We start from the raw sequence: 25,294 nt of genomic DNA, 5'->3' as shown, positions 1-25,294 counted from the left end.
CGCCATCCTTCCGGAAAGTTCGGCTTGACGTTCTTCTGCGTCCATCATACGCTATTCAACAACAGCGGCCGACGGACGCAATAACTCGAAGGAAGAACATCATGCGAAACACCACGGTTCTCATCTCCGGCGCTTCCATCGCGGGACCGGCCCTGGCCTACTGGCTCGAGCGCTACGGCTTCCAGGTCACCGTCGTCGAGAAGGCCCCGGCCTTGCGCGCCGGCGGCCAGGCCGTCGACTTCACCGGCCGCACGCACATGGCGGTGCTGGAGCGCATGGGCATACTGGACGACATCAAGCGCCGCCAGACCGGCAAGACCGATATGGTCATCGTCGATGAGGCGGGCAACCAAAAGGCGCTCATCTCAGGCGATTTCACCGGCGGCGATATCGAGATCCTGCGCGGCGATCTGGCCGAGGTCATGTATCAGCACACCGCGGACAGCTGTGAATACATGTTCGGCGACACCATCACCGCACTCGAGGAGACGAAAACCGGTGTGCGCGTGGAGTTTCAGCACGCTCCGGCCCGCACGTTCGACCTGGTCTTCGGCGCGGACGGCATTCACTCCAGGGTCCGCAAGCTGACCTTCGGGCCGGAGCGGAACTTCGTGAAGCATCAGGGCCACTACTACGCACTCGCCGGGCTCTCGAATTGGGAGACCGAACCGCACGGTAATCGTGAGCGCGCCACCTCGCACGCCTTCAACGTTCCCGGCCGTTTGGCCAGCCTGGGCAGTTCCAAGGCGGCGCACCTGTACATTTTCGCGTCGCCCCAACTCGATTACGACCGTGACGATTTCGACGCTCAGCGGCGCATCATCGCCGACAAGTACGCCGGACTCGGCTGGGAGGTGCCGCGCATGCTGGGCGAGTTGCCGCAGCTCAACGGTTTCTACCTGGACTCGATCAGCAAGGTCAGCATGAAGAGCTTCGTCAAGGGGCGGATCGCACTGGTCGGCGATGCGGGACAGGGCAATACGCTCGCGGGCTTCGGTACCGGTCTCGCGGTGGTCGGCGCGTATGTACTCGCCGGTGAATTGGCCGCCGCCGAAGGCGATTACACCATCGCGTTTCCGCGCTACGAGGAGATGATGAAGCGCTACGGCAAGCTGGCGGATGGTGCGAACGCCGGTCCGTTCCTGGCCCCCAAGACCGGATACGGTTTGCGACTGCGCAATTGGTTCCTGCACTCGCGTTTCATGGACATGATGGTGAAGTCGGCGGAGAAGTCGAAGAACGATATCGAGCTGAAGAACTACCCGGAAATCATTGCCGCGCGGTGAGATACGGGAAACGGGCCCGGTGGCAGTTGCCGCCGGGCCCGTTCGTCGTGTGTCGCTATTCCTTCTTGTCTTCGACCTTCGACATGGACAGCACGTCGAGGCGGCGGTCGAGTTCCTCGACGGACAGGTTGTCCCCGATGAGCCCACGGTCGATCACCGTCTGCCGAATCGTCTTGTGCGCCTTGACCGCCTCCTTGGCGACAGCGGCGGCTTCCTCATAGCCGATGGCCGAGTTCAGCGGCGTCACGATCGACGGCGAGGATTCGGCCAGCCGGCGCAGTCGCTCCTCGTTCGCGATCAGCCCGACAATGCACTTGTCGGCGAAGAGGCGGGAAACATTGGCCAGCAGTCGAATCGACTCCAGCACATTGCGCGCCATCACCGGAATGTAGACGTTCAATTCGAACGCACCATTGCCGCCGCCCCAGGCAATGGCCGCGTCATTGCCGATGACCTGAGCCGCCACCTGCGTAACCGCCTCCGGCAGTACCGGATTCACCTTGCCGGGCATGATCGACGAGCCGGGCTGCAGATCGGGCAGCTGGATCTCGGCGAGCCCGGTGAGCGGTCCGGACCCCATCCATCGCACATCATTGGCGATCTTTGTCAGGCTGATGGCAACGGTGCGCAACGCACCGGAGAGCTCGACCAGGCCATCGCGCGCGGCCTGCGCCTCGAAGTGATTCCGAGCCTCCGACAGTGCATCCAGATCCGTCGACTTTTTCAGCTCCACAACGACTTTCGCGCCGAATCCGTCGGGTGCGTTCAGTCCGGTCCCGACGGCGGTCCCGCCGATGGCCAGCTCGCCCAGGCGCGGCAGTGTGGTCAGCAGCCGTTCGATACCCGCGCTCACCTGCCGGGTGTAACCGCTGAACTCCTGACCGAGGGTGATCGGCACGGCATCCATCAGATGCGTGCGCCCGGACTTCACCACCTCACGCCACTGCACCGACTTGTCCAGCAGCGCCAGCCGCAGATGATCCAGCGCGGGCACCAGCTCCTTGACCACGGCCTCGGTGGCCGCGACATGCGTTGCGGTGGGGAAGGTGTCGTTCGACGACTGCGACATGTTCACATCGTCATTGGGATGCACGGTGACGCCATCGCGTGCGGCGATACTCGCGATCACCTCATTGGCGTTCATATTCGAGCTGGTGCCCGAACCGGTCTGGAAGACATCGATGGGGAATTGATCGTCATGCTTGCCGTCGGCGATCTCGGTGGCGGCGGCGACAATCGCATTCGCCTTGATCGGGTCGAGCAGCCCCAGATCGCGATTGACGGTGGCGCAGGCGGCTTTCAGCAGGCCGAGCGCGCGGATCTGCGCACGCTCCAGGCCGCGACCGCTGATGGGGAAATTCTCCACCGCGCGCTGAGTCTGCGCCCGCCACAACGCTTCAACTGGGACGCGGACTTCGCCCATCGTGTCGTGCTCGATGCGGTACCGGGTGTCGTCGGTCATGGGTTCGACCCTAGGCCGGGACCGGGATGCGTGGGGGTGCCACGCCTGGGAGAATCCGCACATGCGCCACCGGGAATACAGCGACGGCCGGAGCTGAACCCGTCACCCCTGGCAACGCGCGCATCCCCTCGTCATCCCCGGCACCGCGCGGATCCCTCGTCATCCCGGCATGTTTTTGGCCGGCATCCACACGATCGTGCAGATCCCAGCCAAAAAGCGCACCGGGATGACGAGACGTCCGAAGTCATTGCCCCGGTGCGGGATTCGATCAGAACATCGGCGGGCTGGCATCGTCGTCGCCGACGAAGTCGACCGAGGCGTACTCGCGCAGCTTGGTCAGCCGGTGGTAGGCGTCGACCATGCGGACGGTGCCGGACTTGGCGCGCATGACGATGGACTGGGTGTACGCCCCGCCGCCGTAGTAGCGCACGCCGCGCAGCAGATCACCGTCGGTGACGCCGGTGGCACTGAAGAACACGTCCTCACCGGAGACCAGGTCCTCGGTGCCGAGCACCCGATCGAGATCGTGGCCCGCGTCGATGGCCTTCTGCCGCTCGGCCTCGTCCTTCGGGGCCAGCTTGGCCTGCAGCGCGCCACCCATACAGCGCATGGCCGCCGCGGCGATAATGCCCTCGGGCGTGCCGCCGATGCCGATGAGGAGGTCGACACCGGATTCCGGTCGGGCACAGGCGATCGCGCCCGCGACGTCACCGTCGGAGATGAGGCGGATGCGGGCACCGGCCTCGCGGACCTCGCGCATATGCGGCTCGTGCCGGGGACGATCGAGGATGCAGACGGTCAGGTCCGAGACGAAGGAGTTCTTGGCCTTGGCGACGCGGCGCAGGTTCTCCGCGATCGGGGCCGAGAGGTCGATGACATCGGCGGCGTCCGGGCCGACGGCGATCTTCTCCATGTAGAACACGGCCGACGGGTCGAACATGGCGCCGCGCTCGGCGACCGCCAGGACGGAGATCGCGCCGGGCGAGCCCTTCGACATCAGCGTGGTGCCGTCGATCGGGTCGACCGCGAAGTCGAGTTCCGCGCCCTCGCCATTGCCGACGAGTTCGCCGTTGTAGAGCATGGGCGCTTCGTCCTTCTCGCCCTCACCGATGACCACGATGCCGCGCATCGACACGGTCGACACCAGCTGGCGCATGGCGTCGACGGCGGCACCGTCGCCGCCCTCCTTGTCGCCGCGGCCGACCCAGCGTCCCGCGGCCATGGCGCCGGCCTCGGTGACCCGGACCAACTCCAGTGCGAGATTGCGATCCGGGGCCTCGCGGCGGCTGGTTGCGGGCGTGGGTGCCGTCATTACGGTGCCTCCTTGGTTGTCTACTGCTGCGTGAATTGTCTCATTGGGCTTCGAGGCCCTACGCAAGTACTGACGTTTCACTTCCGCGCCGGTGCTGGACCTTTACGGATGCGCCACTTGACCGCGCGGCAACCGGCACCGGCACTGTGAGGCGGGTCGCATCCACCCGCCGTGGATACTGGGTGCGTGTCGAACACGAAGCCGCGGATCCTGAACGACTGGAAGGACCTCTTCTGGTCCCTCCTGCCCCTGGTCCTGATCTGCCTGGTCATCGCTGGCATAGCCAGCCAGTGCACCTTCACCTCGAATGGCCCCACCGCGGGCCAGGTCCCGAACTTCGACGCGCACACCGCACTTGCCGAGGACGCCAAACAGCTCCCATTCGGCATTCGCGAGCCCGCGCTGCCCGCGGACTGGAGAGCCAACTCCGGCAACCGCGAACCCGGCGTCTCCAGCACGGTCGGCTACATCACCCCGCAGGGCAGCTATATGCGGGTGACGCAATCCAATACGGCCGAAGAGGTGCTGGCCAAGAAGGTCGCCGGCACCCGCTACGCCACCGGCGTCCAGCAGATCGGCGACCGCAAATGGGTCGTCTACTCCGAGCCCGGCACCGAAACCGCCTGGATCTCCGACTTCGGCGACACCCGAGTCCTGATCAAGGGCGCCGGCAATGCGGGCTCGTACAACATTCTCGCCGCGGCCGTCGGCAACGCTCAGCCGCTGCCGCGCTCGTAGCGGTAATTTCGCCCGTCATCCCGGAATGACGGGGGATCAGCCCCGGAAAGGGTTGTGGCTCAGCCTTCCTGAGAGCCGTGCGCGAGCGCGTCCTCAACCCGCTTGCGGGCTCCGGCGAGGTGTTCCTCGCAGCGGTTGGCGAGGGCTTCGCCGCGCTCCCAGAGGGTGAGTGAATCGTCCAGGTCGAGGCCGCCCTGCTCCAGCATCTTGACCACATTGACGAGTTCGTCGCGGGCGCGTTCATAGCCGAAGGTGGAGATTTCGGCGAGGTCGGTATCAGACATTCTTGGTGGAATCCTTTCGCGGACCGAGGGGTTGGGAGCCGAGCGTGGCAGCGGAGAGCGCGCCGTCCGCCACTCGGATGCGGAGCTGACTGCCCGCCGGAGCGTCGTCGATCGACCGCACTACTCCGCGGTCCTTGCCGACTACCTTCTGAACGACCGCGTAACCGCGCGCAAGGGTGGCGGCCGGGCCCAGCGCGGAGAGCTTTTCGCGCAGGTGACGGGTGGCGGTGGATTCGGTGGTGAGGCCGTGGTTGACGGCGCGCCGGGTGGCGGTGCGGAAACGCTCCACCTCATCGTGCCGCTGCTCCAGCATGCGAAGCGGATCGGCGAGTACCGGGCGCGAGCGAAGCTGTTGCAGCGCACGGGATTCGCGATCCACCCAGCCGCGTAGCGAGGCGGCGGCGCGAGCCTGTAATTCGCGCAGTAGCGCGGCTTCGGCGGCGGCATCGGGGACTATGCGCTTGGCGGCATCGGTGGGGGTGGCCGCGCGCAGGTCCGCTACATAGTCGCTGAGTGGATTATCCGGCTCATGGCCGATCGCGCTGACAATCGGTGTCTTGGCGGAAACTATTGCGCGGCATAGAGTTTCATCGGAGAACGGCAGCAGGTCCTCGACGCTGCCGCCGCCGCGCGCCAGCACGATCACATCGATCTGCGGATCGGCGTCCAGCGCGGCGAGAGCCTCCAGAATCTGCGGAACGGCGGTCGGCCCCTGCACCGCGGTATTGCGAATATCGAAGCGGACCGCGGGCCAGCGCTGTGTCGCCACCGTCACCACATCGTGTTCGGCGGCACTCGCGCGGCCGGTAATGAGCCCGATGCGATTGGGCAGGAACGGAATCGGGCGTTTGAGCCGCGGATCGAACAATCCCTCGGCATCCAGTAGCGCCTTCAGTCGTGCGATACGGGCGAGCAGTTCACCGATGCCGACCGGCCGAATCTCGGTGACGCGCAAGGAGACCGTGCCGCGCGCGGTGAAGAATGACAGTTTGCCGTAAACCACAACCCGGCTGCCCTCCTGCAGCGGCACCGCGGAATTGCGCAGCAGATCCGGATCACAGGTGACCGAGAGCGACATATCGGCGGCGGTATCGCGCAGCACCAGAAACGCGGTGCGGGTGCCGGGCCGCAGATTGATCTGGGTGATCTGGCCTTCGACCCAGACCGCGCCCAACCGGTCGATCCACTGCGCCACCTTCACGGCGATGGTGCGCACCGGCATGGGATTGTCGGCGGTACTGGACGGCTTCGCCGGTTGGTCGGTGGTCACCGCACCGATTCTGGCAGCACCTACCGACCTGATGTGTTCACACCCGCCGAAAGCCGGCTCGCGCACTGCCCGTGAACGGCTGTACGCGCTGCCCAGGAGCGCTCGTGCCGTGCTCCGGACATGACAGAGCGCCGACCATCCGGGCGTACCTGGCCCGGGTAGTCGGCGCTCAGTGGGTTGCGTTCACTTGGACTGAACGGTCGCGATCCGATTCGTCAACATGGTGACGAACGGGGCGCGGTCGCGGGTGTGCTGTTCGTAATCGAGCAGCGTGGCCAGATCCTCGACGGTGAGCATGCGCAGCCGGGCACGCAGCTGAGCCAGGGTCATATTGGGGTAGTCGTACCGGGTGGCCACCGCGGGCTCGGTCACCGGCGCACTGCCATTGTGACCATTGGTGGACGCCGTGGAAGCCGTTGCGGGCGCGGCGGATTCGGTGTTCTCGGGATCGGCGGCAGCCTTTGGAGCCGCTTCCGGTGCGACCGGCTCGGCAACCTGTTCCGGTTCGGCCGCAACCGGGTCCGGTTCATCGAAAATCGGCTCGGCGACCGCGGCGACCGGAGTTTCCGCTGCGGAATCGACCGGCTCGAACAGATCGAAACTGCTCTTGCGTGCCGATTCCGGGGCGGCGCTCGGAGTTTGCTCGAATACCTCGTCCTCATCGAACGTGGCCCATGCCGGCTGTTCTTCCGGCTGGTTGATCAAACGGTCGAAAACGGCGTCACCCTTGAGAGCGAGGCTGGTCACGAACTGCTGCAGGTGCATGGTGGTCTGCAACATCTGGCTGATCGCGGTGATCGGGAAATTGATTGCGTTGGCAGGTAGCCGGCGAGTTTCCTCGAGGGCATAGACAGCAGCCCCGGCGGCGACCCGGGCCAGGAACGGAGGTCGGAACATGCCCCTAGCCTGCCCGAAACCCGGTGTGATGCAAAGGTGAGCGGGCGTATTCAATTGCGCGTCGTTTTGCTCCGGGTCTCCGGGGCGATGAATAGGCGACTGTGTTGTCGCCTATAGCCGGGGGGCGGTGCACAGGTGCGGCCAGTATTCTGAGGTGCATGTCCTCGGCTATCCCTTTGAATGTCGGAATCGTCCGGTCCGCTGGTGTGGATGCCGACGCGCCGAAGCGGGTACTGCTCGCTGAACCTCGTGGCTACTGCGCCGGTGTCGACCGTGCGGTGGTGACCGTGGAGAAGGCGCTCGAAAAGCACGGTGCGCCTATTTATGTGCGCAAGGAGATCGTGCACAACCGGCATGTGGTGGAGACGCTACGGGAGCGCGGGGTGATCTTCGTGGACGAGACCGACGAGGTGCCCGAGGGCGCGCTCGTGGTGTTCTCCGCACACGGTGTCTCCCCGGCGGTGCACGAATCCGCCGCCGAGCGGAATCTGCACACCATCGACGCCACCTGCCCGCTCGTCACCAAGGTGCACCAGGAGGCCAAGCGGTTCGCGCGCGATGATTTCGACATTCTGCTCATCGGCCACGAGGGGCATGAGGAGGTCGAGGGCACCGCCGGTGAGGCACCCGATCATGTGCAGCTGGTGGATGGTCCGGACGCGGTCGACGGTATTACCGTGCGCGATGAGAACAAGGTGATCTGGCTCTCGCAGACCACGCTGTCGGTGGACGAGACCATGGAGACGGTGCACCGGCTGCGGGCCAAGTTCCCGAATCTGCAGGATCCGCCGAGCGATGACATCTGCTACGCCACCTCGAATCGGCAGACCGCGGTGAAGGCGATGGCGCCCGCCTGCGATCTGGTGATCGTGGTCGGTTCGCGCAATTCCTCCAATTCGGTGCGCCTGGTCGAGGTCGCGCTGACCGCGGGCGCGGGCGCGGCGTATCTGGTCGACTATGCGCGCGAGGTCGATCCGGCCTGGTTCGAAGGCGTGCGCACCATCGGTCTCACCTCGGGGGCCTCGGTGCCGGAGATTCTGGTCGAGGGTGTGCTGGAAATGCTCGCCCAGCACGGTTTCGGCGAGGTGCAGCCGGTGTCGACCGCCAATGAGACGCTGGTGTTCTCGCTGCCGCGCGAATTGCGTACCGCGCGTAGCTGAGTCGCGATAAACGACGAATCCCCGTACCGGAAGGTACGGGGATTCTTTTTGTTCCGGGCGCTTACTCAGTGCTCGATGCGACCCGAATCCCGTTCGCGGTAGCGCACATTCGGGCGCGGGTGCGGCGGCACCTCGGCGTTCGGGGTACGGCGGCGACGCGGTTCGGCAGCGGCCGCCGGGTTGGCGCGCTCGGCCGGATTGGCGCGACGCTCGGCCGGGGGCTTGCGCTCACCGGTGGGCTTGCGGTCCGGATTCGGCTTGCGATCGCCGGGCGGGGTGCGCTTGCGCTCGGTCCCGGCTTGGCGATTGCCCGCCTGCCGATTGCCGGTCTGACCCGAGGCGGCCGGCCGGTCCGCGCCGACCCGCGGTGGGCGGGCCGCGACCCGACCGGCCGGGCGGCGAGTGCCCGGAGTCGATTCGGGTGCGTCACTGCCGTCCTGCTCCGCCGGGTTGGGCCGGAAGCGTCGTCTGGCGGGTTCCTTGGTATCGGTCGCGCCGGCGCGCTGGGCGCGGGCGGCTCCGACCGGCCGGGCGACCCGGGCGCGCGGTTTGCCGAGCGGGCTGCCGGATTCACCGCTCTGCTCCCGGCGATACATCGCCACCCGGACCGCGCCGATGATCAGCACCAGAACGGTGGCCAGCGCCATGGTGGGGAAGCGATTCACCAGTGGGATGGCCAGATTCAGCAGGATTTCCTTGACCTTGAAACTGCTGGAGTTGCCGAGCATCTGCTGATATGCGAGCGGCACGGCCAGGAAAAGTAGGAGTGGCGGCAGCACCATCGTGGTGAAGAGACCGCGGTACCGCACCATGAGCGCGGCCAGTACACAGCCGATCACATACAGCGAGGCGAAGGTGCCGGTCAGCTCATCGCCACCCATGGTGTCGATCAGAAATCCGATGAAGGTGCAGGTCACGGCAGTGAGCACCGCGGCGCCGGCCGGTGCGCCGGGGACCGTCGGCAGGATCGAACGGTGCGACGGGGGCACCTCTGCTCGCTCGCGCTGGGTAACTGCCACGTCAAGCACACTAAAGCATGTGACGGTTCCGCGAGGTAGGCGACATCATGCCGACATCCCCGAGCGAGTAAAGCGGATTAGTCCGATTCGGCGAATCCGACCGCCCTGGGCCAGGTTTCCAGGCGCTGGATTTCCTCGACCGGAGTGTCCGAAATCTCTAGATCATGAAGTTTGCGGGCGGTGACCATCACACGGGTCTCCATCGAGGCGACGGTGAAGTTGAAGGAATCGACCGCCTTACCCAATTGCGCGCCGAGCCGATCCAGATGACGACCGGTGGTGCCGAGCCGGGCATAGAGCTCGCGGCCCAGCTGCTGGATCACCGCCATATCCTGCGACATGGCCTCCTGCCGCCAGCCGAGCGCGATGGTGCGCAGCAGTGCCATGAGAGTGGTCGGGGTCGCCAGCACCACATTGCGACCGAAGGCGTATTCGAGCAATCCGGGATCGGCGCCCATCGCGGCGTCCAGGAATGGATCGCCGGGAACGAACAGGATCACGAATTCGGGGGAGGGGTCGAAGGCCGCCCAATACTCCTTGGCCGCCAACTGATCGACATGATTGCGCAGATGTTTGGCGTGCCTGCTCAAATGGTTGTCGCGCTCGCGCGGGTCCTCGGTGGACGCGGCCTCCAGATAGGCGGTGCACGGGACCTTGGCATCGACCACGATCTGCCGTCCGCCCGCCAGCCGCACCACCATGTCCGGGCGTACCACTCCCTCGGTGCTGCCGGTCGTGCCCGCGCGCCGGGTGACCTGGGTGTCGAAATCGCAGTGCCGGGTCATGCCCGCGAGCTCCACCACCCGCTCCAATTGGATCTCACCCCAGCGCCCGCGCACCTGCGGGGCACGTAGCGCGGCCACCAATTGCGAGGTCTGCGTGGAGAGTTGGTGCGAGATGTGCTGCATCCCCGCAACCTGTTCGCGCAGACCGGAATACGCGTTGATGCGATTGTGCTCGGTCTCCTGAATATGCCGATTCAGCGTGCCCACCGCCTCGCGCAACGGTTCCATCAACGCCCCGAGCTGGTGCGAATGCCGCCGCGCCGCATCCTCACTCGCGGCCCCCAGTGACTGCCGCAACAACCGCTCATTGTCATGCATCGAACTCAACCGCGCTTCAGCAACAGCCGCACGTTGCCCCGCGCGTGCGGCATGCCCCAACCAGCCCACGCCGAGCCCGGCGGTGAAGACCAACAGCAGCGCGAACAGCATCGGTGCGGTCATGGGACGCGAGTTTGCCGTATGCCACCGACAAATTGGTGAAAGCGGCGGCTGAACCGCCTCCCCGCGCTTTTTGCCGACGGCTGCATGCGTTGGACTTTGTCACCGAACCTCCGGTGCGGGGCGCGTTGCCAGGCACTCTGAAGTTGTCCGATGCTCACGAAATCCGTTGCCACTGGCCGAATACCTCCTGCGCCGTTGCCAGGTGCGTTGCGCGGCAAAGCCCCTCCGCCCCCGCCCCCGCCTCCCCTGTCCTCCCGGCATGCTTTTGACCGGGATCCACAGCGGCAGTGCGTATACGAATCGTGTGGATCCCGGCCAAAAGCGCGCCGGGATGACGGGGGATTGGTGCTGGGATGCCGGGTTGATTCGCGCCCAGATGGCGGGTCGATTCGTGCCGGGATGTCGGGTTGATTCGTGCCGGGATGACGGGTGGGTTGCCGAACCGATCATTGTGGACGCGGCTCGCAATACATCGGCGAGTTCGCGGCGGCGCGCCTGGGTGCCGATGAAAGTGTCGGAGGGATCGCCTACCGTCGGCGGCATGCGAATCCTGCACACCTCCGACTGGCATATCGGCCGCACCTTTCACGGTGTCGATCTGCTGTCCGATCAGGAGTGTTCGCTGCGTGCCATTGCCGATCTGGTGGCCGCGGAGCAGGTGGATGTGGTGGTGCTACCGGGGGACGTTTACGACCGATCCATTCCGAGTGCCGATGCGATCGCGGTGTGCAATCGGGGATTCGAGGCGATTCGGGCCGCGGGGGCAACCATTGTGGCGACTTCGGGCAATCACGATTCGCCGACTCGGCTCGGGGCGCTCGGGACTTTCGCCGCCGCGGGCGGATTGCATCTGCGGTGTGGCATAGCCGAAGTGGCGCGGCCGGTAATGGTGTCCGATTCGCACGGAGAGGTGGCTTTCTACGGAATTCCATATCTGGAGCCGGAAATCACCCGCGCGGAACTGGGCGTGCCACAGGCGCGTTCGCATGCGGAGATTCTGGACGCGGCCATGGGATTGATCCGGGGGGATCTCGCGCAGCGCACCGGGGTGCGGTCGGTGGTGCTGGCGCACGCCTTCGTGGTGGGTGGTGAGGCGACCGGGTCCGAGCGCTCCATTTCGGTGGGCGGGGTGGAGACGGTGCCGCTCGCGGCGTTCGCGGGCATCGACTATGTGGCACTGGGGCATTTGCATTCACCGCAGACGCTGTCGGAGTCGGTGCGGTACTCCGGATCTCCGCTGCCGTACTCGTTCGGGGAGCGGTCGCATCGCAAAGCGGTGTGGATCGTCGAGCTCGACGCCGGCGGATTATCGGCCGTGACTCGGCATGAACTGCCGGTGGTGCGCGGGCTCAGTCAGCTCAGCGGCACCCTGGACGAACTCCTGCGGGCGCCGGAACACGCTGCCGCAGAACAGGATTACGTCTCGGCGACCCTCACCGATCACACGCGCCCGGTGGACGCCCTGCGTAAGCTGCGAGAGCGTTTCCCGCATGCCGTGCACGTGGAATGGGAACGGCCGGAAGGCAATCCGGAGCTGCACTATCGCGAGCGGGTGCATGGCCGCCGCGATACCGAGATCGCGCAGAGCTTCCTCACCGATGTACGTGGTGCGCCGACTTCGGGCGAGATGAACTGGCTCGAGCGCGCGTTGGCTGCCGCCGTGCGGGAAAAGGATGGCCCGGTGCGCGCACCCGCCGTAGCCGTGGAAGGTGGGCCGGTACGTGGCTCCCGCCGGGCCGCGAAGGTGGACGCGCACTCGCAATCCGATACGGGCGACAGCGCACACTCCGACCCGGCTTTCGGGGGAACGGCGGAGTCCGATGCGCGGCCGATCGCCGACGACGGGAGCACCCGCCTATCCGGGGACGGCGAGTTGGACGGGGATCCTGGCCTGTTCGGGTTGGTGCCGCCCGAATCCGATGGTGGCGCAGCCGAGTTGACTGCATGAGCGGTAATCGCGGAGGCGCCCCGGCGTGTCCTGAGGACAGTCGTGTGCGCCGGGTTGTTGGATGGTGCGTGGAGGCGGAAGGGGACGGCGCGTGCGGCTGCATCGTTTGGAGCTGACGGCTTTCGGGCCGTTCGCGGAGACCGCCGTGGTGGATTTCGACGAATTGGGGGCCGACGGGCTCTTCCTACTGCACGGGCAGACCGGCGCGGGTAAGACCACGGTCTTGGACGCGGTCGCTTTCGCGCTGTACGGGAGTGTGCCCGGGGCGCGCGGGGAGAAGCGGCTGCACTCCGATCACGCCGACGATCAGACTCCGCCGCGCGTGCAATTGGAGGCCACACTCGGCGGTCGCCGCCTGCGTTTGACCCGTTCGCCCGAATTCCAGCGCCCGAGTACGCGCGCGAAAAGCGGTTGGGTCAAAGAGAATGCGTCCGCGACCCTGGAGTGGCTGGACGGCCGCGGCCAGCATCTGTCCCGAATCCCCGATATCGGCGACGAGGTGCTGCGGCTGCTCGGTATGAGCGCCGACCAGTTCTTCCAGGTCGTGCTGCTGCCCCAGGGCGATTTCGCGCGCTTCCTGCGCGCCGACAATGAGGATCGCGAGAAACTCCTCGAAAAGCTCTTCGACACCGAACGTTTCGGCATCGCCGAACAATGGCTGATCGATAAGCGCCGCGCGAGCAGCGCCGACCTGGACACCCGCAAAACCACCATCGACCGCCTCATCGGCCAGGTCGTCACCGCCGCCGGTCTCCCCACCACCGAAACCGCGGGCCTGCTCGAATCCGGCGAATGGTCCCGCAACCTGCTGGTGGCCGCTCGCACCGACCTCACCTGCACCGCCGCCGAACGCGAACAGCAGCAGAAGGTTTCGGCGCGAGCCCGCGCCGCCGCCGAATCGCAGCGCAACCTGCACGCCCTGCACCGCCGCCGCACCGAAGCGACCACTCGACTCGCCATGCACGCCGCGGCCGCCCCGCACCGCGAGGCCCTGCAAGCCGAACTCGACCACGCCCGCCGCGCCGATCCGGTGGCCACCGCTCTAACCGAAGCCCGCACCGCCGCGGTGGCGCTGCGCCGCCGCGAGGACGAGGCCGCCCGCACCGCCGAACACCTCGCCACCCGCCTGCTCGAACCCGCCTCCGCCGAGCTCGACGGAACTGTCTGGGCCGCAACCGATCTCGTAGCATTCGAACTTTCGAATGCCGACTATGCGGTCGAACTCGGAGCGATCGAGCCGCCCGCCGCCCTGGCTCGCGACAGCGGGTTGTGGCCCACGATCGACAGTGCGGACCCGGATGTCGGCCTGGACGGGGCTCCCGGATCACGACCGGATGCGGCCGTTGGGACATCGCGGGACATCGAGAGCGGGGGGAGGGCGATCTCGCCGGACGCCGACGAGCTGTCGGGTGGTTCCCCCGGCGAGCGGGGGCGGGGGCTGGAGGCCGCTGTACAGCGGTGGAGTGCGCAGATGGGTGCGTTGGATGAGGTGCGGGCCGATGCGGATTCGGCGAAGCAGCTGATGGGAGAGTTGCAGCGGCTGCGGGGTGAGCAGCAGGAGCTTTCGGGACAGCTGTCGAAGTTGGCTGAGCGGCGCGCGAAGTTGCCGGAAGCCATTGCGGGGGTGGAGGTTCGGCTGCGTGAAGCCACCGATGCCGCCGCCGGGCTGCCGGTGTTGGAAGCCGAGCGGGAGCGGTTGCGGGCCGCTGCCAAGGCGGCCCTGGAATTGGAGCGGCGGCGCGGGGAATTGATCCGTGCGGCAGCGGGTTTCGAGTCGGCGCGCGCCAAGCATCTGGATGCGCGCGAGCACACGCTCTCACTGCGGGAGCAGCGATTGGCCGGTATGGCGGCGGAATTGGCTGGGGCGCTGGTCGATTCGCAGCCGTGTGCGGTGTGTGGATCGGCGGAGCATCCCGCGCCCGCACAGCCGACCGCGCGGGCGGTCTCGAAGGACGCCGAGGAGACCGCGCTGGCGGCGGAGCGGGCTGCCGAAGCCGCTCGCGATAAGGCGGGGCAGCAGGTCGCGGACTTGGAGCGCGCCATCGAGGTGCTGGTCGAGCGGGGCGGCGACGTCGACAAGGCCGAACTCGCAAGCGAATTGGCGGCTGCCGATGCGCGTTGGACTGCGGCCAGTGACCGCGCCAAGCTGGCGGATGGTCTCGCCACCGAGTTGGAGCGGCTCCGGGCCGAGGAGACCCGCTTGCAGGATGAGCTCCGCAATTGCGAAAGTCGTGCCAGTGCAACGATCGAACGCGTTGTCGCCGCCGATCGCAGGCTCGCCGAACTCACCGATCGACTGACCGCCGCCGCCGGTGCCGACGGCACCGTGGATCGTCGCCGCGCCCGCCTCGACGCCCTGGTCGCCGGTGCGACCGCTGTACGTGAGGCGCGCACCGAGGCCGCGCTGGCTCGGGAACAGGTTGCCTCGCTTGCCGTCCGCGTCGAAAAGCTCTCGTATGACGCCGGTTTGGTTGAGACCGCGCCGCCCGTCATGGGCGAGACAGGCCCCGACTACAGCGTGCTGGCCGAGTACGCCCGCGCCGTCGATGCCGCCTCGCGCACGGCTCAGCGGCAGGCCGATATCGAAGCCGAGTTGATCGCCGCCGACCGTGCTCGCGCCCACTCCGAAGCGGTCCTCGCCGAACCGGAGATTCGGGCCGTGGCGGAGGTCGCTCTCGGTGATCTGGAATCCCTGGAAACAGCTGTCGCAGAGGCGCAATCGGCCCTCGAGCGTGCCGTTTCGGCTCATACCGTGGCCGGCCACCGCGTGGAGCAACTGGAAGGCCTCTGCTCCCAACTCTGGGCCGCCGTCGACCGATTCGCCCCGATCCAGCGTTCCCACGACGAACTCGCCCGCTTGGCCGATGTGGTGGCGGGCCGAGGCGAGAACAACCGCCGAATGTCCCTGCGCTCCTACGTCCTGGCCGCCCGCCTCGAAGAGGTGGCCGTGGCGGGTTCCGTCCGCCTCCGCCGAATGTCCGGTGGCCGTTACGAATTCGTCCACACCGACGCCGCAGGCCCGCGCGGTCGACGCGGTGGCCTGGGCCTGGACATCCGCGACGACTACACCGGCGCCATCCGCCCCGCCAAAACCCTCTCCGGCGGCGAAACCTTCATGGCCTCACTGGCTCTCGCCCTCGGCCTCGCCGATGTCGTCGCGGCCGAATCCGGTGGCCTTGTCCTGGACACCCTCTTCATCGACGAGGGCTTCGGCAGCCTCGATGCCGATACCCTCGACGCGGTCATGGGCGTCCTCGACGAACTCCGCTCCGGCGGCCGAGTAGTGGGCGTAGTCAGCCACGTGGACGAAATGCGCCAGCGAATCCCCAGCCGCCTCCACGTGATCCGTGGCCGCACCGGCTCCCACCTCGAAACGTCCCTCAGCGCTTGAGGGAGGATGGTCTGTACTCGGGGCCTTCGTAGCGGACGGCCGGAATTACCCTCTTTCCCAGCGGGGGTTCGGGAGGACACGCCAAGACGGCAGTGCTGGTGGCGTCGCCTGCCGTACCCGGCTTTCGCTCTCCCTTGGGGAGCCGCCATCTCTCGTACCAGCCTGGTTGGACGGCTGTGGTACTGATCTCGAGCAAGACAAAACCCCAAAGACCAAAACCCCCAAACCGCCCATCCTCGAAGTGATCACACCCCGTGTCTAACGTGCACACCCCCTACTACACAGGGTGTGCGGCTGCGACAAGGGGTGTGCTGTTGGTTTTAGGTCAGGCTTCGTGGGTTAGGAGCCAGCGCTTGATGTCGAGGCCCCAGCGGAAGCCTCCTAGGGTGCCGTCGGTGCGGATTACGCGGTGGCAGGGGACGAAGAGGGCGGCGGCGTTGCGGGCGCAGGCGTTGGCGGCGGCTCGGGTGGCGGCGGGGCGGCCGGAGGATGCGGCGAAATCGGTGTAGGTGACGGGGGTGCCGGCGGGGATTTTGCGGAGGACTTCCCAGGCGTGGACGAGGAAGGGGCCTGAGACCTGGCGGACCGCAATCGAATCGATGATGGTGAGGTCGTCGGCGTGGTACGCCTCGATGGCCTTGGTGACCTGGCCCAGGTCGGGGCGCTCGCGCAGGGTAGCGGGGCGCAGGGTGCTGTGGATGAGGGTGCGGAGGTTTTCGGCATCGGCGGTCCAGCCGGAGGCCAGGACCGCGCCGTCGGGGTCGATGAGGGCGGTGAAGGGGCCCGCGGGGGTGGTCACGGTGGCGAAATCTGCGGTCACAGAGGTGGATTGGGTGTTCACGGTGCTGTTCTCGCTTTCCGGGCGACGGGTGCGCCATCGGGGGTGGGGGTGGCCAGCGCGTGCTTCCAGAGGTGCATGGTCAGGTAGGAGCGCCAGGGGGCGAAGCGGGCGGTGTCGGCCAGGTCGATATCGAGCAGGGCCGCGCCACGGCGGACGATCAGGTCGGAGGGGAGTAGTACGTCGGGGTCGGCGAGTAGTCGCATGGTGACGTAGTCGGCGGTCCAGGGACCCACCCCGTCCAGTGCCAGCAGATCGCGGCGCAGGTCGGCGGCGGTGCGGCCGGAGTGCAGGACCAGTTCGCCGTCGGCCAGCGCCCGTGCCGCCGCCACAATGGCTTCGACCCGTCGCGCGGGGCCGGTCAGCACCTCCGCGCCGTGTTCTGCGATCGCCGCGGCGGTGGGGAACAGGTGGGGGACCGGTCCGGGGATGGATTCCCCGAGCGTCTGTACCAGCCGCGCGGTATGGGTATTGGCCGCCGCGACCGAGATCTGCTGTCCGATCATGGTGCGTAGCAATAGTTCTGGACCGTCCAGGCAGCCCGGTACCCGGATACCCGGTGACAGCGCGACTCTCCCGGCCGTCAATCCCTCGTCTATGCCGATGGGGTCGGCGTCCAGGTCGAGGAAGTGTCGGAGCCGGGCGACGGTCGGGGCCAGGTCGCGCATATCGTGCAGGGCCAGCGATGCCCGCACGTGTCCGGGCTGGATCGACATGCGAACTGTGGTGTGGCCGTGCGGTGTTCGCAGGCTGCGGCTGTAGTGGCCGTCCTCCCAGAGTTCCAGACCGGGCACGGCGTGCGCGGAGAGGAACCACTCCAGCCAGGATCTGTCGAGAGGTTCGCGGTACGGAAGCCGCAGTGTCAGTAGACCATTGGTGGATGGCAGGGTGTCGCCATTGCGGCGCCGGGACTCCTCGCGCAGGGTGGTCGGGCTGACCGCGAATACCTCGCGCACGGTGTCGTTGAACTGCCGGATGCTGGCGAAGCCCGCGGCGAACGCGATATCCGACATGGACAGCCGGGTGGTCTGGATGAGCAGCCGGGCGGTATGCGCGCGGTGCGCGCGGGCCAGGGCCAGCGGTCCGGCCCCGAGTTCGCTGGTGAGGACCCGGGTGAGCTGACGTTGTGAATAGCCGAGCGTATCGGCCAGGGCGGGTACGCCACCGCGTTCGATCACGCCGTCCGCGATCAGGCGCATGGCGCGGGCGGCCAGGTCGGCGCGGGTATTCCAGAGCGGTGACCCGGGGGCCGCGTCGGGTAGACAGCGGCGGCAGGCGCGGAAGCCCGATTGCTGTGCCGCGGCGGCGGTCGGCAAGAAGGTGACGTTGGCGGGTTTCGGTGTAATGGCGGGACATGAAGGGCGGCAATAGATTCCGGTGGTGCGCACCGCGGTCACGAATTGCCCGTCGAAGCGGGCATCCCGGGTTGCCACGGCGCGGTAGCACCGTTCGAAGTCCAGCTCGTTCGCACTCACAAGATCCACCATCGCAGCCGGAGGCGGCGCGCGCTAGCGGAAAACGGACGCGGGCGTCAGCGGGAAAACGACACGCTGGACGAACTCCTCAGCAGCAGCGGTTGGCGGGGTTGCGGGCGGCGGCATCGTGGCGGTCGCGCCAGTAGTCGCGTTCGCTCGGAACCGAGGCATCCGGGTGTCGGAGTTGGAGATGCTGCACGTAGCGCTGGTAGTCGTTGCCGCCGAGGATCGAGTTGAACCACCAGATCACGGCGCGGATGGCCCGGACAACCGCGCGCCCCGCCGTCCGCAGGAGACCTGCGGTCGACGGGGCGGTGGATTCATTCATCACGGACAAGTGTGACTCAATGTGCGTGTGCGGTGGCCGCACCGGTGGGTTTGACCTTGCCCGCGGCAGCCAGGGCATCCCATTCCTTCTGGACTTCCTTCTCCTCCTTGGTGGCCAGGAAGGAGCTGGGCCCGAAGATCTTCGACGGTTCCTCCGGCGATTCCTTGGTCTCCTCGCCGCCCTTGCGAATGGCGCGCAGGCACACCCACACACCCACGACGGCGACAATGAGCACCAGCACCGCGAACACGATCGACAGCGTGCCCTGGATGAACGTATTGCGAATCGTCTTCTCCAGGTTGGCGATCTGCGTCTGCAGCGCCGCCGCGTCCGCCACACCCTTGGGTAGTTGCCCGGAGTCCTGCGCGGCGAGATAGGCGTCCCGCTTCACGATGGTGTTGTGGTGCAGCGTCCAGTAGCCGATCTTCGGATCACCCGAGAAGATCTTCTGGAACGAGGCCGTCATGGTGACGATCAGATCCCAGGTCAGTGGCAGCGCCGGAATCCAGGCCCACTTGACCAGGCCCTTCTTCACCACGATGGCCAGCACCACGGTCAATGCGACCGCCGCGAGCAACTGGTTGGAGATACCGAACAGCGGGTACAGCGTATTGATGCCGCCCAGCGGATCGGTCACACCCATGAGCAGCACCGAACCCCAGGCCGCGACCACGAGCGCCGAGCACAGCCATGCGCCGGGCAGCCAGGACGGATCCTTGAACTTCTTGGCCGCACCACCGAGATTGCCGAGCGAATCCGAGAGCATGAACCGCGCCACGCGGGTACCGGCGTCGATGGTGGTGAGGATGAACAGCGCCTCGAACATGATCGCGAAGTGGTACCAGAACGCCTTCAGCCCGGAGCCGCCGAACAGCTTGTGCAGCACCTCGGACATGCCGATGGCCAGGGTCGGCGCGCCACCGGTGCGCGAGACGATATTGGACTCGCCGATCTCGGTGGCGGTCTGCTTCAGCTGGTCCGCGGTGATCGGATCACCGTGCAGCCCAAGGCTGTTCACGTAGGTGGCGGCCTTCTCCGCGCTGCCGCCGGTCACCGCCGGGCTGGCATTGATGGCGAAGTACAGGTGCTGGTCGATGATGCTCGCGGTAATGATCGCCATGACCGCCACGAACGACTCCATCAGCATGCCGCCGTAGCCGATCATGCGCGCCTGCGACTGCTTGGCCAGCAGCTTCGGCGTGGTTCCGGAGGACACCAGCGAATGGAATCCGGACAGCGCACCACACGCGATGGTGATGAACAGGAACGGGAAGAGATTGCCCGCGAACGACGGACCATTGCTGTTGCCGGCGAATTGCGAGATGGCGGGAGCCTGCAGCACCGGCATGGTGACCACCACGCCGACGGCCAGCAGGCCGATGGTGCCGATCTTCATGAAGGTGGAGAGGTAGTCGCGCGGGGCGAGCAGCAGCCACACCGGCAGCACCGAGGCGATGAAACCGTAGATGATCAGCATCCAGGCGATATTGGTGCCGGACAGCGTGAACCAGTCACGGCCCCAACCGGATCCGGCCACCCAATTGCCGGAAACAATGGCCAGCAACAACAGTACGAAGCCCACCAGGGAGATCTCGCCGACCTTGCCCGGCCGCACGAAACGCAGGTAAACACCCATGAACAGCGCGATCGGGATGGTCATGGCAATGGAGAACACGCCCCATGGGCTGCCACCCTCCAGCACGCCGGTCTTCGGATTCGCTGTCGCGGCAAGGGCATTCACCACGACGATGCCGAGTACCGCGAGCAGGATCATCATGATGACCAGTACGGCCACGATGGCGGCCACACCGCCCACCGGGCCGAGCTCCTCGCGCGCCATCTGCCCGAGGCTGCGGCCGCGCCGTTTCACCGAGGCCCACAGCACCAGATAATCCTGTACCGCACCGGCGAATACGACGCCGACAATGATCCAGATGGTGCCCGGCAGGTATCCCATCTGCGCGGCGAGTACCGGTCCGACCAGCGGGCCGGCGCCGGCGATGGCGGCGAAGTGATGCCCGAACAGGACGCGGCGGTCCATCGGCATGTAGTCGCGGCCGTTCTCCATGGCCTCGGCCGGAGTGGCGACGTCATCGCGTGGTTTGGTGATCTTCCATTCGATCAGCCGCGAATAGAACTGGTACGCCAGCACATACGTACAGACGGCGGCGATCACGATCCAGACGGCATTGACGTTCTCCCCGCGCATGAACGCGAGGATCGTCCAGGCGATCGCGCCGAGTACGGCGATGGCCAGGAAGATGCCCTTTTTGGCGGGCGTGAGGGGCGTCCGGTCCACGACACCGACCGGAGGCAGGTCGGGGTCCGTCCGGAGGTATTCGATGGTCGCCATGCGACAAATCTCCCGTGCGGTACAGCGGATCTAAGTGAATTCGTGCCCAACGTAGCGGAATCGACACGCCTGAAATGTGGCTTTCGACAGCCGTTCATGAAGTGTCGGACCGACGGGTATGGGTGACCCGGTGGACGCTGTGTGCCGGGAGACGAGGTGACGCAATCCGGCATTCGCCCCCGCGAGTCCGCGTGTTCTCCGCGTGTCGCAGGTTGCTCTCCGTATGCTGCCATGCTGATCTGAGACCTGGGCCACAGGGTCCGTGACCGGAGGAGACCCTCGTGACCGGGAGATCGTTTCATTCATGCCCGTACTTTCGGCGCTGGATTTCGGACGCCGACCGATATGCGACGAACGGTGGATCCGCTGCGACAAACGGTAGGAATGCCGCGATGAACGGTGCGCGATGGTGGCTCGGATCATGAGGATGGCGCGGGGCACATCAGTGGTGCGGGCATGAGACTCGGCGATGGCGCTGCCTTTTCGCGTCGCGCCCTCCTCGGCGGGGCGGCGGCCGCGGCCTTGGCGGGTGCCGTCGGCGGGTGTGGCCGCGGCGATGACGATGCGGTGACCTTCTTCTTCCAGGCGCGGCCGGAGGAGGCGCGGTCCCGGCTGTTGATCATCGACGAATTTCGGAAGCGGCGGCCGGATATCGAGATTCGCACGATCATGTCCGGGCCGGATCCGCTGCAGCAGATGCTCACCTACTGCGCGGGCGGGAAATGCCCGGATGTCCTGATGTCGTGGGAGCTGCTGTACGCGGGATTGGCCGAGCGCGGGGTGCTGGTGGATCTGCGCGAGTTCCTCGACCGCGATCCGGGGTATGCCGCCGAGCTGGAGGCGGACGGGTATGCGCCGCTGCGGAATACCTTCGTCTGGCGTGGTGGGCAGTACGCCTTGCCGGAGCAGTGGTCCGGAGTATTCCTCTACTACAACCGGAAACTGTTCCAACAGGCGGGGATTCAGCCGCCCGCGCGGTGGGCCGATGCCTGGTCGTATGCCGAATTCCTCGCCGCCGCAAAGGCACTCACCCATCATGATTCCGACGGCCGTACCCGACAGTGGGGTTTCGTCGACGCCTGGGTGCCGTACTTCTCCGCCGCCTGCTTCGGTATGAACAATGGTGCGGAGTGGTTCACCCCGCCGGTGCGACCGGAGCGCACCAATATCGGCGATCCGCGCTTCGCCGAAGGATTACAGTTCTACGCGGATCTGGCAGTTCGGCATCGGGTCGCGCCGAGCGTCGGTGACCGGCAATCGGTTTCGGCGCAGGACCTGTTCCGGAGTGGGCGCGCGGCCATGCTCATGGGCGGGCACTGGCTGTACTCGGAGTTCACCGGGCGTGATGATCTCGACTTCGATGTCACCGTGCTGCCGGTCGGACCGCACGGTGGACCCGGTGCAATCACCGATGTCGGCAGCACCGGGCTCGCCATTGCCGCCGCCAGTCCGCGCCGTGAACAGGCTTGGGAATTCGTGAAATTCGCGACCGGGCCGGAGGGGCAGGCGCTCATCGCCGCCTCCGGACTCTTCGTACCCGTGCTCAAATCCGCCATGCACGCACCGGGTTTCGCGAACGCGCATCGCGGTATCCGCAATATGGAGGTCTTCACCGAAGGCCCGGCCAACTCCCGCCAACTGGCAGTCACACCGCAGTGGGGGAAGGTCGAATCGCTGCTCGAACGCGGCTGCAATCGGGTGCTGCGCGGTGCGGCTCAGGCTGATTCGCTTGCCGGGCGGACCGCCGCCGATATCGACGCGGTGCTGCGGGCGGCGATATGACGCGGATCGAAACGCGTATGCCGCGCGGGGATATCGCGCTCGTGGAAGAGCCCGGGAGTGTCCGGAAGCGTGGCGGGTCCGCGCTGGCGCGACGGCGGGCGCGAGCCGGAGCCTGGTTCGTACTCGCCAATCTCGCGTCCGTCGCGGTGTTTCTGCTTTTCCCGCTGGGGTTTTCGCTGTATCTGAGTTTCCACTCCTGGGATCTGTTCAGTCCGCCGCGGTTCGTGGGTGTGGACAACTACCACCGGCTGTTCGCCGATGATCCGCTGTTCTTCATCGCCCTGCGCAATACCGCCGTCTTCACGCTGCTGACCTTGGTACCCACCGTGCTGGTGAGTCTGGCCGTGGCGGGTCTGCTGAATCGAAAACTGCGGGGGATAGGCATCTTTCGTACCATCGCCTTCCTGCCGCTGGTGGCGTCGACCGTGGCCATGGCGGTTGTCTTCCGCTTCGTCTTCGCCAGCGATGACGGTCTCGCCGATCTGTTTCTCGGCTGGTTCGGCATCTCCCCGGTGCCGTGGCTGACCGATCCGGATTGGGCGCTGGTCTCGCTCAGCTTGGTGACGGTGTGGAAGAGCGTGCCATTCGCCACGGTCATTCTGCTCGCTGCCATGCAGGGTGTGCCCGAAAACCTTTATGAGGCAGCCGAAATCGACGGTGCGGGTCCGTTGCGCCGCTTCCGCTCCATCACCATTCCGCTGATTCGCGGTGCGCTGTCCTTCGTCTTCGTCATCACCATTATCAATTCGGTGCAGGCATTCGATCAGGCGTACGCGCTCACCGGTGGTAATGGCGGTCCCGAGACGGGCACCTATGTGCTCGGAATCATGCTGTTCCAGAACGCCTTCCGCTTCTATGAGGTCGGTTACGCGTCGGCGCTGGCCTGGGTGATTTTCGCAATCCTGCTGGTGCTCACGCTGATTCAGCTGCGGCTGTCCCGGCGTGCGGAGGCGGACCTGTGAAGGGCACGCGCCGCATGGTGCGCGTCCTGCTCATCTACCTGGCCCTGATCGCCGTCGCCTGGTGCGCGCTGGCCCCGATCCTGTGGGCGGTCTCGGCCTCGCTGAAATCCGAGGGCGAGCTCATCGACCCGTCGGCCCTGCCCGCGCACCCCCAATGGTCCAACTACACAGACGTTTTCGACGCCATCCCACTCGGCCGCATGCTGCTCAATACCGCCGTGTACGCGCTCTGTGTCACCGCCGGTCAGGTCTTCTTCTGCTCCCTGGCCGGATATGCCTTCGCCCGCTTGCGTTTTCCCGGCTGCGAGGCCCTGTTCCTCGCCTACCTGGCCACCCTCATGGTCCCGCTGACGGTCACGGTAATCCCGCAATTCCTGCTCATGCGCGCCTTCGGCTGGATGGACACCCCCTGGTCCATGATCATCCCCGGCCTCTTCGGCAGCGCCTTCGGCACCTACCTCATGCGCCAGTTCTTCGCCACGCTCCCAACAGAATTGGAGGAGGCCGCCACCCTCGACGGCTGCACTCCATGGCAAATCTATTGGCGCGTCCTACTCCCACACGCCCGCCCGGCCGTAATGGTCCTGGCAGTCCTCACCTGGATCACAGTCTGGAACGACTTCCTCTGGCCCCTGATCATGATCCAGCGCAACGAATACGCCACCGCCACCCTCGGCCTGCTCCGCCTCCAAGGCCAATACACCACCAACTGGCCCCTCCTGATGGCCGCCGCCACCCTGATCCTCCTCCCCCTCCTATTGATCTACGCCATAGCCCAACGAGCCTTCATCCGAGGCATAGCCATGTCCGGCCTCGGCGGCCGCTGACCCCTCGAAATTCCACTGGCACCGCCGCGGCGGCTGGGCCATGCTGGGCGGGCCGAGACATCCGGTGACCTGTCATAACCGGGCCGAGGGGGAGACGTATGGACAAGGCGGACAGACCCGCGATTCTGCTGGATGTGGATGGTCCGCTGAACCCGTTCGTGGGGAGCGAAACCCCACGTGCCCCGGGCTATCAGGCACACCTACTGCGCCCCAAGATCTTTCCGGGGCGCCCGGCCGAGCACCGCACCGTCTGGCTCGATCCGGCGCACGGCCGTCAACTCCTGGAACTGGCTGCAGAAACCCGGGCCGATCTGGTTTGGGCCACCCTCTGGGAAAACGAGGCCAACCGCCTGCTGAGCGCTCCACTGGGCTTGCCGAAACTCGAAGTAATCGTCTTCAACGGCACCGCCTTCCAGCACTCGGGCGGCCACCACGCCAAACTCCCCGGCATCACAGCGTGGGCCGCCGCGCGCCCGCTCGTCTGGTTCGACGACCAATTCCAGCCCGCCGATGCGGACTGGGCCATTGCCCGCTCGGCGGACACCGCACCCACCTGCATCATTCCCATCGACTCATCCATCGGTCTCACCGCCGCCGATTTCGACGCCGCCCGGGATTTTCTCCTACGGCACCGGCGAATTCAGGCGCTTGCTCAGTTGGGTGAGATGGCGGATCGAGGTGAGTTCGACGAGTACCTGACCGGGCCCAGGATCGAATGATCTTGGGCGGCAACGGG

The 25,294-nt window shown here is 66.4% G+C and carries 19 protein-coding genes and 1 pseudogene; 9 read left to right on the top strand and 11 right to left on the bottom strand.

What is annotated here, in order from left to right; translation table 11 throughout:
- The first annotated feature begins 101 nt into the window (after positions 1–101).
- On the top strand, positions 102–1,286 hold the full coding sequence (locus GFY24_RS03905) for an FAD-dependent monooxygenase (protein ID WP_153803620.1): 1,185 nt from the start codon (positions 102–104) through the stop codon (positions 1,284–1,286).
- A 55-nt stretch (positions 1,287–1,341) separates the two neighbouring features.
- Here GFY24_RS03905 and GFY24_RS03900 read toward each other — a convergent pair whose 3' ends face one another.
- Both GFY24_RS03900 and glpX read right to left on the bottom strand, forming a co-directional pair.
- Positions 1,342–2,748, bottom strand: coding sequence for a class II fumarate hydratase (locus GFY24_RS03900; protein WP_153803619.1), 1,407 nt, complete (start codon positions 2,746–2,748; stop codon positions 1,342–1,344).
- Between the two features lie 268 nt (positions 2,749–3,016).
- Complete coding sequence (gene glpX / locus GFY24_RS03895; RefSeq protein WP_153803618.1) at positions 3,017–4,060, bottom strand: class II fructose-bisphosphatase; 1,044 nt, start codon at positions 4,058–4,060, stop codon at positions 3,017–3,019.
- Between the two features lie 186 nt (positions 4,061–4,246).
- Here glpX and GFY24_RS03890 point away from each other — a divergent pair, with 186 nt between their 5' ends.
- A complete protein-coding gene (locus GFY24_RS03890) occupies positions 4,247–4,798 on the top strand; it encodes a DUF4245 domain-containing protein (protein ID WP_309230434.1) in 552 nt (183 codons plus the stop codon).
- A gap of 59 nt (positions 4,799–4,857) precedes the next feature.
- On the opposite strand, the gene GFY24_RS03885 is transcribed toward GFY24_RS03890, so the two are convergent.
- The 3 genes from GFY24_RS03885 to GFY24_RS03875 all read right to left on the bottom strand — a co-directional run bounded on the left by GFY24_RS03885 (position 4,858) and on the right by GFY24_RS03875 (position 7,249).
- Entirely contained in the window at positions 4,858–5,082 is a 225-nt protein-coding gene (locus GFY24_RS03885) for an exodeoxyribonuclease VII small subunit (RefSeq protein WP_153803617.1), read from the bottom strand.
- Positions 5,075–6,304, bottom strand: coding sequence for an exodeoxyribonuclease VII large subunit (xseA, locus tag GFY24_RS03880; RefSeq protein ID WP_153804126.1), 1,230 nt, complete (start codon positions 6,302–6,304; stop codon positions 5,075–5,077). Before xseA ends, GFY24_RS03885 begins: the two co-directional genes overlap by 8 nt.
- A 231-nt stretch (positions 6,305–6,535) precedes the next feature.
- Positions 6,536–7,249 carry a lipid droplet-associated protein gene (locus GFY24_RS03875; protein ID WP_153803616.1) on the bottom strand — a complete coding sequence of 238 codons (714 nt, stop codon included), beginning with the start codon at positions 7,247–7,249 and terminating at the stop codon, positions 6,536–6,538.
- A gap of 158 nt (positions 7,250–7,407) precedes the next feature.
- Between GFY24_RS03875 and GFY24_RS03870 the strand changes: the two genes are divergently transcribed.
- On the top strand, positions 7,408–8,409 hold the full coding sequence (locus GFY24_RS03870; protein ID WP_153803615.1) for a 4-hydroxy-3-methylbut-2-enyl diphosphate reductase: 1,002 nt from the start codon (positions 7,408–7,410) through the stop codon (positions 8,407–8,409).
- A gap of 65 nt (positions 8,410–8,474) precedes the next feature.
- Here GFY24_RS03870 and GFY24_RS03865 read toward each other — a convergent pair whose 3' ends face one another.
- Together GFY24_RS03865 and GFY24_RS03860 are read right to left on the bottom strand one after the other, a co-directional pair.
- A complete protein-coding gene (locus GFY24_RS03865) occupies positions 8,475–9,428 on the bottom strand; it encodes a DUF6542 domain-containing protein (protein ID WP_309230433.1) in 954 nt (317 codons plus the stop codon).
- A 77-nt stretch (positions 9,429–9,505) separates the two neighbouring features.
- Positions 9,506–10,654, bottom strand: a complete 1,149-nt coding sequence (locus GFY24_RS03860) for a DNA recombination protein RmuC (protein WP_153803614.1) — start codon at positions 10,652–10,654, stop codon at positions 9,506–9,508.
- Positions 10,655–11,195: 541 nt separating this feature from the next.
- Here GFY24_RS03860 and GFY24_RS03855 point away from each other — a divergent pair.
- Positions 11,196–12,314 (top strand): annotated as a pseudogene (locus GFY24_RS03855) (exonuclease SbcCD subunit D); the annotation flags it as partial.
- A 379-nt stretch (positions 12,315–12,693) separates the two neighbouring features.
- Entirely contained in the window at positions 12,694–15,993 is a 3,300-nt protein-coding gene (locus GFY24_RS03850) for an SMC family ATPase (RefSeq protein ID WP_309230432.1), read from the top strand.
- A gap of 325 nt (positions 15,994–16,318) precedes the next feature.
- On the opposite strand, the gene GFY24_RS03845 is transcribed toward GFY24_RS03850, so the two are convergent.
- The 4 genes from GFY24_RS03845 to GFY24_RS03830 form a co-directional block, all read right to left on the bottom strand.
- Positions 16,319–16,813, bottom strand: a complete 495-nt coding sequence (locus tag GFY24_RS03845) for a methylated-DNA--[protein]-cysteine S-methyltransferase (protein WP_309230431.1) — start codon at positions 16,811–16,813, stop codon at positions 16,319–16,321.
- Between the two features lie 17 nt (positions 16,814–16,830).
- The gene (locus GFY24_RS03840; protein ID WP_375335997.1) at positions 16,831–18,306 is read right to left on the bottom strand and encodes an AlkA N-terminal domain-containing protein; all 1,476 of its coding nucleotides are present in this window, start codon (positions 18,304–18,306) and stop codon (positions 16,831–16,833) included.
- A gap of 88 nt (positions 18,307–18,394) precedes the next feature.
- Entirely contained in the window at positions 18,395–18,565 is a 171-nt protein-coding gene (locus tag GFY24_RS03835; protein ID WP_309230560.1) for a YbdD/YjiX family protein, read from the bottom strand.
- Positions 18,566–18,650: 85 nt separating this feature from the next.
- Positions 18,651–20,987: a carbon starvation CstA family protein gene (locus tag GFY24_RS03830; protein ID WP_153803610.1), complete on the bottom strand. Its 2,337-nt coding sequence runs from the start codon at positions 20,985–20,987 to the stop codon at positions 18,651–18,653.
- Positions 20,988–21,443: 456 nt separating this feature from the next.
- On the opposite strand from GFY24_RS03830, the gene GFY24_RS03825 reads away from it, so the two are divergent.
- The 4 genes from GFY24_RS03825 (at position 21,444) to GFY24_RS03810 (ending at position 25,277) form a co-directional block, all read left to right on the top strand.
- Positions 21,444–22,769, top strand: coding sequence for a sugar ABC transporter substrate-binding protein (locus GFY24_RS03825; protein WP_153803609.1), 1,326 nt, complete (start codon positions 21,444–21,446; stop codon positions 22,767–22,769).
- Positions 22,766–23,731, top strand: a complete 966-nt coding sequence (locus GFY24_RS03820) for a carbohydrate ABC transporter permease (RefSeq protein ID WP_228565984.1) — start codon at positions 22,766–22,768, stop codon at positions 23,729–23,731. The genes GFY24_RS03825 and GFY24_RS03820 overlap by 4 nt, the downstream gene beginning before the upstream one ends.
- A gap of 14 nt (positions 23,732–23,745) precedes the next feature.
- Positions 23,746–24,558: a carbohydrate ABC transporter permease gene (locus tag GFY24_RS03815; protein WP_153804122.1), complete on the top strand. Its 813-nt coding sequence runs from the start codon at positions 23,746–23,748 to the stop codon at positions 24,556–24,558.
- 98 nt (positions 24,559–24,656) lie between these two features.
- Positions 24,657–25,277 carry an HAD domain-containing protein gene (locus GFY24_RS03810; protein ID WP_153803608.1) on the top strand — a complete coding sequence of 207 codons (621 nt, stop codon included), beginning with the start codon at positions 24,657–24,659 and terminating at the stop codon, positions 25,275–25,277.
- Positions 25,278–25,294: the final 17 nt, after the last annotated feature.

Origin of the sequence: Nocardia sp. SYP-A9097 (genome assembly GCF_009649815.1) — a bacterium.
Classification (GTDB): Bacteria; Actinomycetota; Actinomycetes; order Mycobacteriales; family Mycobacteriaceae; genus Nocardia.
This window is presented reverse-complemented; position numbering and strand designations above follow the sequence as displayed.